11 protein-coding genes and 1 tRNA gene are annotated in these 13631 nt (G+C 70.6%); 4 read left to right on the top strand and 8 right to left on the bottom strand.

Annotated elements, in window-relative coordinates:
* Positions 1 to 72: 72 nt before the first annotated feature.
* Positions 73 to 1017, top strand: coding sequence for a cation diffusion facilitator family transporter (locus ACWDN5_RS23925; RefSeq protein ID WP_449677833.1), 945 nt, complete (start codon positions 73 to 75; stop codon positions 1015 to 1017).
* A 7-nt stretch (positions 1018 to 1024) separates the two neighbouring features.
* On the opposite strand, the gene ACWDN5_RS23920 is transcribed toward ACWDN5_RS23925, so the two are convergent.
* The 3 genes from ACWDN5_RS23920 to ACWDN5_RS23910 form a co-directional block, all read right to left on the bottom strand.
* Positions 1025 to 1726, bottom strand: coding sequence for a CAP domain-containing protein (locus ACWDN5_RS23920; protein WP_310969591.1), 702 nt, complete (start codon positions 1724 to 1726; stop codon positions 1025 to 1027).
* A gap of 145 nt (positions 1727 to 1871) precedes the next feature.
* Positions 1872 to 6242, bottom strand: coding sequence for a DUF7507 domain-containing protein (locus ACWDN5_RS23915; RefSeq protein WP_449677832.1), 4371 nt, complete (start codon positions 6240 to 6242; stop codon positions 1872 to 1874).
* A 105-nt stretch (positions 6243 to 6347) separates the two neighbouring features.
* Positions 6348 to 6824 (bottom strand): MarR family transcriptional regulator, encoded by a 477-nt coding sequence (locus ACWDN5_RS23910; RefSeq protein ID WP_449677829.1) that lies wholly within the window; start codon positions 6822 to 6824, stop codon positions 6348 to 6350.
* A gap of 73 nt (positions 6825 to 6897) precedes the next feature.
* Here ACWDN5_RS23910 and ACWDN5_RS23905 point away from each other — a divergent pair, with 73 nt between their 5' ends.
* Positions 6898 to 8091: an FAD-dependent oxidoreductase gene (locus tag ACWDN5_RS23905; RefSeq protein ID WP_310969594.1), complete on the top strand. Its 1194-nt coding sequence runs from the start codon at positions 6898 to 6900 to the stop codon at positions 8089 to 8091.
* Here ACWDN5_RS23905 and dcd read toward each other — a convergent pair.
* On the bottom strand, positions 8088 to 8669 hold the full coding sequence (gene dcd, locus ACWDN5_RS23900; protein ID WP_003058109.1) for a dCTP deaminase: 582 nt from the start codon (positions 8667 to 8669) through the stop codon (positions 8088 to 8090). The genes ACWDN5_RS23905 and dcd overlap by 4 nt on opposite strands.
* Before the next feature lie 22 nt (positions 8670 to 8691).
* Positions 8692 to 9885 carry an oxygenase MpaB family protein gene (locus tag ACWDN5_RS23895; RefSeq protein ID WP_449677828.1) on the bottom strand — a complete coding sequence of 398 codons (1194 nt, stop codon included), beginning with the start codon at positions 9883 to 9885 and terminating at the stop codon, positions 8692 to 8694.
* A gap of 110 nt (positions 9886 to 9995) precedes the next feature.
* Between ACWDN5_RS23895 and ACWDN5_RS23890 the strand changes: the two genes are divergently transcribed.
* A tRNA-Gly gene (locus ACWDN5_RS23890) sits at positions 9996 to 10066 on the top strand.
* Here ACWDN5_RS23890 and ACWDN5_RS23885 read toward each other — a convergent pair.
* Both ACWDN5_RS23885 and ACWDN5_RS23880 read right to left on the bottom strand, forming a co-directional pair.
* The gene (locus ACWDN5_RS23885) at positions 10058 to 11284 is read right to left on the bottom strand and encodes an RNA polymerase sigma factor (RefSeq protein WP_310969596.1); all 1227 of its coding nucleotides are present in this window, start codon (positions 11282 to 11284) and stop codon (positions 10058 to 10060) included. The two genes, ACWDN5_RS23890 and ACWDN5_RS23885, sit on opposite strands and share 9 nt — an antisense overlap.
* Positions 11281 to 11631 (bottom strand): YciI family protein, encoded by a 351-nt coding sequence (locus tag ACWDN5_RS23880; RefSeq protein WP_310969597.1) that lies wholly within the window; start codon positions 11629 to 11631, stop codon positions 11281 to 11283. Before ACWDN5_RS23880 ends, ACWDN5_RS23885 begins: the two co-directional genes overlap by 4 nt.
* Before the next feature lie 118 nt (positions 11632 to 11749).
* Between ACWDN5_RS23880 and ACWDN5_RS23875 the strand changes: the two genes are divergently transcribed.
* Positions 11750 to 12949 (top strand): cytochrome P450 family protein, encoded by a 1200-nt coding sequence (locus tag ACWDN5_RS23875; protein WP_449677827.1) that lies wholly within the window; start codon positions 11750 to 11752, stop codon positions 12947 to 12949.
* Here ACWDN5_RS23875 and ACWDN5_RS23870 read toward each other — a convergent pair.
* Positions 12946 to 13596, bottom strand: a complete 651-nt coding sequence (locus ACWDN5_RS23870) for a hypothetical protein (RefSeq protein WP_310969599.1) — start codon at positions 13594 to 13596, stop codon at positions 12946 to 12948. The genes ACWDN5_RS23875 and ACWDN5_RS23870 overlap by 4 nt on opposite strands.
* Positions 13597 to 13631: the final 35 nt, after the last annotated feature.

Genomic DNA, 13631 nt, shown 5'->3' with positions numbered 1-13631 from the left:
GGCGTGCGGTACCAGGCTGCGAACCCGACGTTGCGCAGCGCCTTCAGCAGGTTGTTGCGGTTGGTCGACGACATGCCGGTGAACCTGGCGATCGCCATCATGAAGCTGATCGCGGGCATCATCACCGGCTCGGGCGCGATGCTGTCCGAAGCGGCGCACTCGGTGGCCGACACGATCACCGAAGTCCTGCTGCTGACGGCGTTGAAGCGCTCGGAGCGGCCGGCCGACCGCGTGCACCCCTTCGGCTACGGCAAAGAGCGGTACTTCTGGTCGCTGCTCGCCGCCGTCTCGATCTTCGCCTCGGGTGCGATGTTCGCGCTCTACGAGGGCGTCTCGACGCTGTTCGGGCACGGCGAAGCGCAGAGCACATCGTTGCTCAGCTACATCGTCCTGGCCGTGGCGTTCCTGCTCGAAGGCACGTCGTGGCTGCAAGCGGTGCGCCAGGTCGTCCGGGAGTCGCGGGCGGAGAACCGCTCGCTGTGGACGTACCTGCGGCTCATCGACGACCCGACGCCGAAGACCGTGCTGTTCGAGGACTCGGCGGCGCTGGTCGGCCTGCTGCTCGCGTTCGGTGGCATCGGGCTGCACCAGCTCACCGGCTCCGAGGTCTGGGACGGCATCGCGTCGATCGCCATCGGCCTCCTGCTCGCCTGCGTCGCCTACCTGCTCGGCCGCACCAACCGCGGCCTGCTGGTCGGGCGCCAGGCCGACCCGAACATCGTCCGCGGCGTGCGCGACCACCTGACCGACGCGCCGGAGATCGAGGCCGTCGTCGACCTGCAGACCATGCTGATGGGGACCGACCAGGTGCTGGTCTGCACGCGCGTGGACTTCGACGACTCTCTCGGCGCCGCGGACCTCGAACGCGCGTGCGTCCGGCTCGCGTCGGAGCTGACGGAGAAGTTCCACGACGTCACCGAGGTGTTCATCGAGCCGGTGCCGCGGTCGGACCCGGAGCTGCGGGCGACGGTGCTGGCGCGCTACGGCGACATCGCCGAGCGGTGGAGCAAGCCGTGAGCGGCCGTCAGTAACCGAAGTCCTGGACCCAGTACCAGCCGTCGGTGGTGACGCCGACGCCGATCTTCTTGAGCGAGCAGTTCAGGATGTTGGCGCGGTGGCCTTCGGAGTTCATCCAGGAGTCCATGACCTGCGCCGCGGACGTCTGCCCGCGCGCGATGTTCTCCGCGCCCGGCTTCGAGTAACCGGCCTGCTTGATGCGCTGGTCGAACGTCGTGCCGTCCGGGCTGGTGTGCGAGAAGAAGTCCTCGGCCGACATCTTGTCGCTGAAGTCCTGCGCGGCCTTCGTGACGTGCGATTCCTCGGCCAGCGGGGAGCACCCGGCCTTGGCGCGCTCGTCGTTGACCAGCGTGACGACCTGGGCGGCCACCGAAGGCGCGACCCGGGCCGCGGGCTTGGTGGTCGGTGGCGGGGCTTCGGACGTCGAAGGCTGCGGGGCCGCGGACGTCTCGGTCGGCGTGGGTGCCGCGCTGGACGTCGTCGGGGTGGGGGCCGAGGTCGTGGGGGCGGCGGGCTGACCGGGGTCGGTGGTCTGGACCTGGCCGCCGGCGAGGTCGGTTCCGCTGCCGCTGCCGGCGCCGGCGGGCGCGTTGGGCAGGACGAGCGCCGCGGCGCCGAGCTCGGCGGTGTTTCCTTCGGCGGTGGCCATCCAGGTGCCTGCGGCGGCGGAAAAAACGCCGAGCAGCACACTGAGTGACACCATCACCACGTGAGCACGTTCACCAATGGGGGACACGGCGCAGGAACGTATCACGGAACAATTAAGGCGAGAACCCTACGAACGCACTGGTCACATTTCCGGTCGGCGACAGGCACGGTTTTCGGGGCAATCGGCCGCTTGCGCGTTAGTCCGTTCAGCCCATCCGGACGACGAACGTCGCTTCACCGGAAGCTGTCACCGGACGACGGGTCGGGTCTTGACCGGTGGCGGTTGCTTTGCCCGTGAAGCCAACTTTGCCCGCCGTCGTTGTGCAGGAGTACGAGATTTCGGCGTCCACGGCCAGTTCCTCTGCGGTATGCGCACAGGAGGGCGTGTGGTCGTCGACGACCGTCACGCCGGCGAGCGGGACGTCGCCGGTGTTCTTGACCAGGATCGAAAACGTGACGGTGTCGCCTGCGCGGACTTCGTAAGGTGCGGCGTCATTCATCACGGCGATCTCGGGGTGGACGACGTCGACATTTGCGTCACCATCTGATTGCACGGTGCGACCGGTCGGGTCAATTCCGGTGATCTCGAGGGTTTGGCCGAAGTCGTCGGCGGCTGCTTTGCGGGTGCAGGTGTAGGTCTTCACCGCTCCGGCTTCTACGGTGTCCAGCTTGTTCGCGCAGGTCGATTGCTCGCGTAGGTTGTCCACAATAGACACTGCGGTGAGCGGGACGTCGCCGGTGTTGCGCGCGGTGACGGTGAAGGTGACGTCGTCGCCCGCGCGAACGGTCTTGGGTGTCGCGTCGACGGTGAGCTGCACGGCCGGGTGGATGACGTCGATCTCGTCGGTGTCCGTCGCCGTGACCGGTGGGCCGACCGGGGCGTCCGCCGTCGCCTTCGCGGCGCCGGCTTCGTCGTCGGCGGGGGCGGTCGTGGTGCAGTCGAACCTCTGCGTGGCACCGGCTTCGAGCTGGTCGAAAGCCTTGGTGCAGGACTCGGCTTGGACGTTGACGGCGGTCAGCGGGACGTCGCCGGTGTTGGTGACGGTGAGGGTCGAGGTCACGGTGTCGCCGGTCCGGAAGGGACCGCCGTGGATGTCCTGGGTGAGCGCGAGGGCGGGGTGCAGGACCGTGTACGACGCATCGTCGGTCGCACTGACCTGGCGTTTCACCGGATCGGTGGCACTTGCGGTGGCGGAGCTCACGAAACTGTCGGTGCCGGCGTTTACCGTGCAGGAGCGGCGCTGGCTGGCGCCGGGAAGGAGGGTGCCGATGGAGTGAGCGCACGCCGGAGTCCGGGTGTCCACAAGGGACACATCGGTCAGCGGGACGTCACCGGTGTTCGCGACGACGAGGATGAACGTGACGGTGTCGCCTTGGCGGACGCGCGTGGGCGTGGCGTCGTTGGTGAGGCTGAGCGCGGGGTGGATGACGTCGACGGCGGCGCCGGCGGAGGCGCTCACCGGCCGGTTCGTGGCATCGGTCCCGGTGACGTTCGCGACGGCGGTGAAGTCCGTGTCACCGGCGGCTTGGGTGCAGCGGTAGGTGTGCTTCGCCCGCGGTTCGAGCCGGCCCAGGGATTTGGTGCAGTCCCGGGCCAGCGGATCGCCGACGGAGACGTCCTGGAGCGGGGTGTCACCGGTGTTGGTGACGGTGATGGTCGAGGTCACCGAGTCGCTGACGTGCACGACGGCGGCATCGACGGTCCGCGTGACGGCGATGGCGGGGTGGATCACGTCGAGGCCGGCACTGGCACCGGCGGTGACGTCGGGTCCGACGGGCGGGGTGGCGACGACCCGGAGGGTCCGGGTGACGTCGTCGGCGGGAGCGGTCGTGGTGCAGGCGAAGTCCCGGGTGGCGCCGGGGTCGAGGGTGCCGTCGAGGGTTTGGGTGCAGCTGGTGGGCGCGGCTCGTGCGCCCGTGGCCTGTGTGTCCATCACTCGGAGGCCGGTCAGCGGCACGTCGCCGGCGTTGCGGACGGTGATCCGGAACGGCACCTTGTCGCCCTCGCGGAACGGGCCGCCCGTCACCTCCGCGGCGATCGCGACAGCCGGGTGCTGGACGGCGAACGTGCCCTCGGCGGCGGCCGTCACCGAGCGGGCCGTGGGGTCGGTGCCGGTCAGCGTCGGCTTGTTCGCGAACCCGGCCGGGCCCGCGATCGTCGTGCATGTCGCCTCCTGCTGCGCCTGCGGCTGGAGCGTGCCGAACCGCTTCGCGCACGAGGCGACCTCGGCGTCCGCGACCGTGACGTCCGTCAACGGCACATCGCCCGTGTTGGCTGCGGTGATCGTCCATGTCACCGTGTCGCCCTCGCGGACCGCGGCCGGTGTCGCGCGGACCGCCAGCCGGAGTGCCGGGTGGATCACGTCCACCGCCGCGTCGTCGGTGACCTTCACCGTGCGGCCGAGCTGGTCCTGGCCGGTGGCCGTGGCCGTGGTGGCCACGTCGTCCGGTGGGGCCGGCGCGGTGCACGTGTACGTGGTCGTCCCGCCCGGGGCCAGGGCGCCGATCGCCTTGGCGCACGCGGGGACGTCGTGGGCCACCGCCACCTCGGTCAGCGATGCGTTGCCGGCGTTGGCGACGGTCAGCGTGTAGGTGATCGGGTCGCCGGCGCGGGCGACACTCGGCGTGGCGACCGCGGTGAGGGTCAGCGCCGGGATGATCACCGTGACCGTCTCCGACGCGGTGGCTGTCACGGGCCGGCCGGAGAGGTCGGTGCCGGTCGCCGTCGCCTGGGACGTCGTGGTGCGGGACGGGTTCGCTGTGCACGTGTACGTCTGCGTCGCGCCCGCCGGTAGGCCGGCGAACGTGCGCGCGCATGCCGTCGTCGTGTCGTCGGTGACCTTGACCGGGGCCAGCGGGCTGTCGCCGGTGTTGCGGACCGCGACCGTCCACGTGACGGCGTCCCCGGCGTGGATCACCGGCCGGTCCGCGGTCTTGGTGACCTCGACCGCGGGCGCGATCGTCGGCGCCGGCGCGTCGGCCGTCGCCGTGACCTGCTTGCCGAGCTCGTCGGCGGCCAGCGCGCTCGCCGTGTTGACGCCCTCGGCGATCGGGGCCTTCGCGGTGCACGTCGTCGTGCGGGATTCGCCCGGCGCGAGCGCTCCGGTGAGCGCGCACGCCGGCGTCTTCGGGTCGGTCACCTGGAGGCCGGAGAGCCCGGTGTCGCCGGTGTTCGTGACTTTGATCGTGAAGGTCGCGAGGTCGCCGGCGCGGTACGCGGGCCGGTCGGCCGTCTTCGTCATGCCCAGCGCCGGGTGCAGGACGTCGACGCGTGCGCTCGCGACTCCGTCAAGGGCGTCGCCGAGCGCGCTCGTGCCGGTGACCTTCGCGGTGTTCGTGAAGTCGTCGGGCGGTGCGGTACCGGTGCACGAATAGGTCACCGTCTGGCCGGGGGCGAGCGTGCCGAGCGGTTTCGCGCACTCCGGGACGGCCGGGTCGGTGACCTCGACGCCGGACGCCGGGACGTCGCCCGGGTTGGTCACGACGACGGCGAACGGCACCGGCTCGCCGGCGTGCGTCTTCGGCTGGGTCGCGCGCACGGCGATCTGGAGTTCGGGCACCGGCACCGAAAACGCCAGGTTCTGCGCCAGGACGTCGTCGCCGCTGGTGACGACGCCGAGCTTCACGCTCGTTGCGCCGGCATGGACGCTGTCGACGTTGAACGCCTTCGCGTCGACGCTGAAGTTGTTCGGTAGCGCGGCGTTGTCGGCGTTGGAGATGAAGAAGTTCGACGTGCCGCCGGTCGCGGGCTCGGCGGCCGGGGTGCCGTCGACCAGGAACTGGTCGCCGGATCTGCCCCAGTCGCCGTCGTACGCCGTGACGCCGAGGTGCGCGTCGGCGGCCGCCGCGCGGAAGCCGGCGATCGTCGTTTCGGCCGGCGGGGCGCCTGGGGTCTGCCGGGCGTGGCCGTCGTAGATGACCACCTTGCGCTTGTGCGGCGCGTAGTCCGCGTTGCGCTCGGGGTAGGCGTAGACCAGCGCGACCGACCAGCCGCCGACGCAGTCGAAGCCCTTCAACGCCCAGACATTGCCGACCGTCACGTCGAAAACCGAAGGGACACCGGCGAAGCGGCCGGTCACGTCGGCGTGCGCCGAGTAATACCCGCCGTCTTCGGCGTACCCCGACGGCGCGATGTCCACGGATTCCGCGCTGCCGACGGAAAGCCGGACGTTCTGCTTCGCGGGCGTCCCGGGCGGCGCGACAGCCGAGGGGCCGCAGCTCACGCTGCCGGCCCAGTTCAGCCGGGCGAAGACGACGCGAGACCCCGGCGGGATGCCCACCGACGCCCTTGCCGAGTCGAACGTCGCCGGGTCGGTGTCGACGTCGGCCCACTGCATGAAGAAGTCGTCGTTGGCCAGGGTGTCCTTGCGGTCGGCGGTGTTCGCGCACGCCGCCGGGGTCGCGACCGTCCCGCCGGCCGGTGCGCCGTCGGCGGTGACCGGGCAGCGCAGGACGCCGTTGCCCGCGTAGGCGAAGTCGCCGTAGACCACGTCGTCGTATCCGACGGCGAACGTACCGGCGGCGGCCGCGCCCGCCGCCGGTACGACGGCCGAGGCCAGGAAGACCAGTGCCAGCACGAGAATCGGGCGAAGCGGTCTTTCGGGCAACGGCACTCCTCGCCACCTCCGGGGCCGAGACGACCTTGGGAGCGTGGCACGAGACCCGGTTTTACGCCTTCAAACTCACTCGTTCGTGGGGTCGGAGCCGGTCAGCTTCGCCGTCGACTCGTGGGTGAGGACGGTGGCGGCCCGGACGAACCCGATGATCGTCCGGAGCTGGTCGTCGGTGTAGCGGTCGCAGAGCTCGTACATGCCTTTCACCAGGTGGTCCCACAGGTGCAGGCCGCTCACGATGGACCGCAGGTCCAGGGCGATGAGAACCTTGCGCCGGTCGTCCGGGTGCGGCTCGCGGTTGACGATGCCCTTGTGCTCCAGCCGGTCGATCATCGCCGTCACCGACGCCGGCGCGAGGCCCGACAGGCGCGCGAGGTCCTTCGGCGTCTGCGGGCCGAAGCGCGCGAGGTAGTCCAGGACCTTGCTTTCCACCGCCGACAGCCCCCGGGTCTCGGAGATGGCGGTGTGGAACATGACCGTCTCCGTCGACAGCTCCCGCGACCTGAGCAGGACTTCTTCGACGAGTTCCGTTCGCTCGCTTGACACGGCGACCAGCCTAGCCCACTCTTTAGTTCGACAGAACGAATTAGTTTCTAAGACATTCGAGGGGTCGAAAGATATGACAAGGGCACTGATCATCGGGGGCGGCGTCGCGGGCACGATCACGGCCATCGCCCTGCACGAAGCCGGGCACGAGCCGCTGCTGTTCGAGGCCTACGACCGCGGCGCCGAGGGCGTCGGCGCGTTCCTGACGCTGGCCGTCAACGGCTTGGACGCGCTGCTTCCGCTGGGCCTCAAGGACGTCGTCCGCAGCGCGGGCTTCGACTCGCCGCGGATGTCGATCGGGCTCGGCAACGGCACGAAGCTCGCCGAATTCCCCTTGGGCGGCACTCTCCCGGACGGCACGGTGAGCCAGACCGTCCTGCGTTCCGACCTCTACGTCGCCCTGCGCGACGAAGCCGCGCGACGCGGCATCCGCGTCGAGTACGGCAAGCGGCTGATCGGCGCGAGCCAGACGGACACGCACGTCAGAGCGGACTTCGCCGACGGCTCGCACATCGAGGGCGACCTCCTGATCGGCGCCGACGGCCTCCGCTCCCGGGTCCGCACGATCATCGACCCGGACGCGCCGGCACCGCGGTACGTGCCGCTGCTCAACACCGGCGGGTTCGCCGAAGGCCTCGACCTGCCGGACGAGCCGGGCGTGCTGAACATGGTGTTCGGCAAGCGCGTGTTCTTCTGCCACGTCGTCAGCGCGGACGGTCGCGTCTGGTGGTTCGCGAACCCGGCCCGCAAGACCGAACCGACCGCGTCCGAACTGGCCACGCTCGCCGGGGAGAAGCTGCGCGCCGAGCTACTGCACCTAGTGGCCCGCGACCGGACGCCGGCCACCGAGATCATCCGCGCGACGCGGGAGCTCTACCCGGCCTGGCCGACGTACGACTTCCCGACGGTCCCGGTCTGGCACCGCGGCCGCATGGTGATCATCGGCGACGCGGCGCACGCGACGTCACCGGCGGCGGGCCAGGGCGCCTCGATGGCCATCGAAGACGCCGTCACGCTGGGCAAATGCCTCCGCGACGTGCCCGACGTCGAGCGCGCGCTGGCCACCTACGAGAGCTTGCGGCGCGGGCGCGTCGAAGCGGTGGTCGCGGCCGGGAAGCGCAACGGCGACCAGAAGGTGATCGGCCCGGTCGGGCGCGTGGTCCGCGACTTCTTCATCAAGCGGGTGTTCTCGAAGCCGTTCGACGAGGACCCGAACGCCTTCATGTGGAACCACCACATCGACTGGGACGAGAAGGTCGCCGCTTAGCGCCAGGTGTCGACGCGGTGGAAGTTCTTGTACGCGCGGCTCGGGGTCGGGCCGCGCTGTCCCTGGTAGCGGGACCCGGCTTCGCTGGAGCCGTACGGGTGCTCGGCCGAGCTCGACAGCCGGAAGATGCACAGCTGGCCGATCTTCATGCCGGGCCAGAGCGTGATCGGCAGGTTGGCGACGTTCGACAGTTCCAGGGTGATGTGCCCGGAGAAGCCGGGGTCGATGAACCCGGCGGTCGAGTGCGTGAGCAGCCCGAGGCGGCCGAGCGACGACTTGCCCTCGAGGCGGCCGGCCAGGTCGTCGGCCAGGGTGACGAGCTCGAACGTCGAGCCGAGGACGAACTCGCCGGGGTGCAGCACGAACGGCTCGTCGCCCTCCTTCTCGACCAGCGAGGTCAGCTCGTCCTGCTGCAGCTGCGGGTCGATGTGGGTGTACTTGCTGTTGTCGAAGACGCGGAAGAACCGGTCGAGCCGGACGTCGATGCTGGACGGCTGGACCATGCCGGCATCGAAGGGGTCGATGCCGAGCCGGCCGGCGTCGAGCTCTTTGCGGAGGTCACGGTCACTGAGCAGCACGGCCGAAGCCTATCCGGTGGGTTCACGCGGCCCGCATGTGCTGCGCGTACGTCGTGTCCGGCGCGAAGATCTTCTCGAGCCGCTTCACGTACCCGCGGCGCCCGGCCTGGCCGATCCGTTCCTGCAGCGCGGTGGCCCCGGGGATGAACCGCCGCACGGTCTCGGCGGCGAAGTTGACCCCCGCGACGGCGACGATCGCGGCCTGCGCGACCGGGTCGTTCGGCAGGCCGAGGAAGTCGGCGTTCGTCTTCCCGAGCACGAGCCGGCTGATCGACGAGTGCACGGCGACCGAAACGTGCGAAAGCACCTTTCCCACGGCCCCGCGCCCCTCGCCGACGGCGGCGTTGGCCTCGATCAACGCCTTGGCGAGCCGCTTCGAGTCGTCGTCCGGGATGAACTCGGTCGCCGCGAGCAGCCAGAGCAGGCGCCAGGCGTCCTCTTCGGAGGTGGGCAGCAGCTCGTCGTCGACGCCCATGAGCCAGCCGATGTAGCGCCAGAGGTGCAGGATGTCGCCGCGCTCGCGGACCGAGTAACGGAGGCCGAGCAGCTGCGTGCCGAAGACGTAGACGAGCGAGAAGAGCAGCAGCGTCCCGGCGGTCTGCACCTGGTTGACTGGCCGATCCCAGGCGGCGTAGTCCCAGTCGTCCCGCCGGTTCATGGCGGCGCGCACGTGGGCGTGCACGAGCCGGATCCGCAGCGCGGAGGCGTACCCCTTCTCACCGTGCTCGAGGGCGCCGGGCGTGGTGACGTCGATCCACCAGGCGGCGGTCTCGACGAGCCGCCGCGTGGCCTTGTGTTCGATCTCCCCGGTCCCGACCAGCGATTTCGTGGCGCGCGAGGCGAGGTAGCCGCCCATCAGCGACATGTCCCCGAGCGGGAAGAGCCCCAGCAACCCGGCCCGCGTGATGGCTTTCGCGCCGCGCTCGAGCCGCTCGTCGTCGACCCAGTAGGGCTTGGCGTCGACCTGGTCGAAGAAGTCCTTGAGCGGCCCGGCCGCGGCGGCCCGGTCCACCAGCGCTTCTTCGAAGAGGGCGCGCCCCCGCCCCTTGGGCTGCTGCGCCATCCAGGCGACGACGTCGTCCGCGAGCCTGTCCTGCACCTGGGCGAACTCCCGCAGCCGCGCGACCTGCCGCTCGTCACCCCGGATGTCACCCTCGATGAACAGCCGCTGGGCCAGCCGGAACCCGCCTTGCCGGAACAGTTCGGGCTCGTCCATGACGCTCACCTCCACCAGTCGACAACAAGTGTTGTCACTTGACGTGCACGAGTCAAGGAGGAGGGCGCTGGACAAGGGGATCACGGTGCCGTGTATGCTGACGACGCACTGCGGATGTAGTTCAATGGTAGAACATCAGCTTCCCAAGCTGAATACGCGGGTTCGATTCCCGTCATCCGCTCTCATCGAAACCCCGGGCGTTCTGCCCGGGGTTTTCGCTTTCCATTCTGGCTCGCAAATGCGCCACATGAGCCGCAGGCAGCCCGGTTTTCTCCGCCCGCTCCAGCGCGTCGAACGCCGACGGGGAACCCAAGCGGTGCAACAACTCCGCCCGTGACGCGTGCCACCAGGGGTAGTCCTCCAACCCGGCCAGCGCGTCCACCAGCGCCAATGCCGACGCAGGTCCGTCCCGCTCCGCGACCGCTGCCGCGCGGTTCAAGCGGACCACCGGGGTGTCCTGGACCGACAACAACACGTCGTACCAGGAAATCACCGCGTCCCAGTTCGTCTCCTCGTAAGACGGCGCGAGGTCGTGGCACGCCGCGATCGCCGCCTGGACCACGTACGCGTTCGGCACCGACGGCGTCCGGCGCAGGCCCCGGCCGACCAGCTCGACGCCTTCCTTGATCAGCGCCGCGTCCCACCGCGAACGGTCCTGTGCGGACAGCAACACCGGTACCCCCGAAGAGAAACGCGCCGCGCGGCGGGCGTCCTGCAGCAGGACCAACGCGAGCAGCCCCAGCGCCGTCGGCTCGTCCGGCATCAGCGAAACCAGCAAACGCGCCAGCCGGACGCCCTCCGCCAGCAACGAAACACGGCCCGTGTAGCCCTCGTTGAAGATCAGGTACACCGTCGACGCGACGCCGGCCAAGCGGGACGGCAACTCCTCCGCCGCAGGCACTCGATACGGGATCCGCGCCTGCGCGATCTTCTGCTTCGCGCGCGTCAGCCGCTTCGCCATCGTCGCTTCGGGCACCAGCAAGCCCCGGGCGACCTCCGCGGTCGACAACCCGCCCAACGTCCGAAGCGCCAACGCCACCTGGGCGTCCAGCGACAACGCCGGGTGGCAGCACGTGAACACCAGCCGCAGCAGGTCGTCGCGGACCGACACCGGGTCCGGGCTCGGATCGATCGCCGGCATCGCGACGGCCTCCTTCCCCTGCCGCTTCGCCTCGCGGCGGACGACGTCGACCGCGCGGTGGCGGGCCGCCACCAGCAGCCAGCCGCGGGGATTGGCCGGGACGCCGTCGCGCGGCCACGTCTCCAGCGCGCGCACGACGGCGTCCTGGACCGCGTCCTCGGCCAGGTCGACGCTGCCGGTGACGCGAACCAGCGTGGCCAGTACCCCGGTGCCCTCGTCCCGGACCAGCCGCGCGACCGCGTCCCCGGCGCCGGTCACTTGCCGAAGTCGACGACCGGCCGGACCTCGATCGCGCCGTCCCAGGCGCCCGGGATCCGCGACGCGACCTTGACCGCCTCGTCGAGGTCGGCGCACTCGAGCAGGTAGAAGCCGGTGAGGGCTTCCTTCGTCTCCGCGTACGGGCCGTCGCTGGTGACGACGTCGCCACCCTTGCCGCCGGTGACGCGGACCGTCGTCGCCGTCGCCGTCGGGTACAGGGCCGCGCCGCCGCGGATCACCGCCGCCGCCCCCGCGCCGAACTCGTCGTAGTCCTTCATCATGTCCGTGGCTTCGGGCGTGGTCGGGTCGATGTCGGTGGCGTAGATGATCGCGGCGTACTTGGGCATGAGGTGCTCCTCGCAGGTCCTGACCGGCGCCGATCGCCGGCTTTCACTGTAAGGACGAACGGGCGCACCCGCGCCGGGACACTTGTCGCGGAGAAAGTTCGGCGGGCAGGGTGGACGCATGGGAGAGCCCGCGCTGTTCGGTCCGGACTTCGATCGCGACCCCTCACCGGCCTACGCCTGGCTGCGCGAACGACCGCCGCACCGGCTCGACTTCCCCACCGGCACCTGGGCCTGGCTGATCACGCGGTACGACGACGCGGTCACGGCGCTCAACCACCCGGCCCTGGTCAAGAGCCCGTCCGCCGGCAACGAGCAGTGGCAGCGCGCGGGCATGGGCCTGCCGCTCGACCACCGGCCGTCGCTGGCGTCCAACATGATCAACACCGATCCGCCCGAGCACACCCGGTTGCGGCGCGCCTGCGCCGGCGCGTTCGGGCCGCGCCGGATGCAGCGCCTGCGCGAGCGCGCCCAGCAGGTGACCGACGGCCTGCTCGACGTCGTCGAAGCGCGCGGGCAGGGCGACCTGGTCGCCGACCTCGCCTACCCGCTGCCGATCGCGATCATCTGCGACCTGCTCGGGGTGCCCGGGTCCCACCGCGAGGACGTGCACGAGTGGTCGCTCGTCATCGACTCCGCCGACGACACCGACGGCTCCAAGGTCCGCGAAGCCACCGACGTGCTGGAACGACTGGTCACCGAGGTCGTCGAGGCCAAGCGGGCGACCCGCGGCACCGACCTGATCAGCGACCTCGTCGCCCAGGAGGCCACCGGCACGCTCTCCGCGGACGAGGTGACGTCGACGGCGTTCCTCATCCTGATCGGCGGCCACGAGACGACCGTCGGGCTGATCGCGACCGGCGCGCTCGCGCTGCTGACCCACCCCGGCGAAGCGGCCAGAGCAAGAACCGATCCGCGGCACCGCGCCGCCGTCATCGAGGAGACGCTCCGGCTGCACGCGCCGCTGCAGAACGCGACCTGGCGATTCCCCACCGAAGACGTCGAGATCGGTGGCCGGCTGATGCGGCCGGGCGACCCGATCCTCGTTTCGGTGCTGGCCGCCGACCGCGACCCCGCGGCGTTCGCGGAACCGGACGCCTTCCGGCCGGGACAGCGTGCCGGAGAACGGCGGCACATCGCCTTCGGCGCCGGGCCGCACCTGTGCATCGGCGCGGCCCTGGCCCGGCTGCAGGCCGACGTCGCCTTCGAGACCCTGCTCAGGCGTCTTCCGACGGCCCGCCTCGCCGTCCCCGAAGAGGAGCTGACCTGGTGGCCGAGCCCGATCACGCGCGGGCTCTTCCACCTCCCGATCGAGCTCTAACCTTCGACGAGCTCCCAGTCCGAGTCCGGCGTCGCGCGGTCGTAGACCTGCCCCGGCGCGGCCTTCAGCACCGTGCGGACGTCCGGGTACAGGTTCGCGACGTGCTCCAGCTCCAGGCCCTCGACCTCGAAGTCCTCCGCTTCGGGGACCTCGAAGCCGACGAACAGCCAGGTGCCGTCCTGCTCGCGGACGACCTGACGGACCGCGCGCACCGGCTGCTCGGGGCCGGTCGGGATCTCGGTGAGGCCGCTGCTGATCTGGGCCTCGTCGTCCGGCGAGCCTTCGAACTTCCAGGCCGCGCGGCGCTGGGCGAGCAGCCGGACGTCCTCGTCTTCGTCGTCGGAGCCGGTCACGGACGAGAGCAGCCACGTGCGGCGCTCGGGGTCCCAGTCGGCGGCCATCCCGGTCGGCAGGTCCTTCAGCGCGCCCAGCTGCGGCAGCAGTTCGACGGCTTCGCGCAGCGACATCTTGCCGAAGCTCTCGCGGTTGACCAGCACGTCATCGGACAGCTCGGTGCCGTCGCTGATGAACCAGTCGTCCTCGTCGTCCAGGACGACGAAGCCCAGCGCGTCGGGGTCGTTCACCAGGGCCAGCGCGATGATGACCGGCCCTTCCGGGTCCTGGCGCAGCGGCCATGCGGTCGACATGCGCCATATCCCACCATCGGGCGACCTCGAGCCGC

The organism is Amycolatopsis sp. NPDC003731, assembly GCF_053586895.1.
Note: the sequence above shows the minus strand (reverse complement) of the source record. Positions and strands in the feature narration are given on the sequence as shown.

Excerpts from the sequence above, each read along its gene's own strand:
- ACWDN5_RS23925 (WP_449677833.1), top strand. The coding sequence starts at position 73 with ATGCCGGTGAACCTGGCGATCGCCATCATGAAGCTGATCGCGGGCATC.
- ACWDN5_RS23905 (WP_310969594.1), top strand. The coding sequence starts at position 6,898 with ATGACAAGGGCACTGATCATCGGGGGCGGCGTCGCGGGCACGATCACG.
- ACWDN5_RS23895 (WP_449677828.1), bottom strand. The coding sequence starts at position 9,885 with ATGGACGAGCCCGAACTGTTCCGGCAAGGCGGGTTCCGGCTGGCCCAG.
- ACWDN5_RS23880 (WP_310969597.1), bottom strand. The coding sequence starts at position 11,631 with ATGCCCAAGTACGCCGCGATCATCTACGCCACCGACATCGACCCGACC.
- ACWDN5_RS23875 (WP_449677827.1), top strand. The coding sequence starts at position 11,750 with ATGGGAGAGCCCGCGCTGTTCGGTCCGGACTTCGATCGCGACCCCTCA.
- ACWDN5_RS23870 (WP_310969599.1), bottom strand. The coding sequence starts at position 13,596 with ATGTCGACCGCATGGCCGCTGCGCCAGGACCCGGAAGGGCCGGTCATC.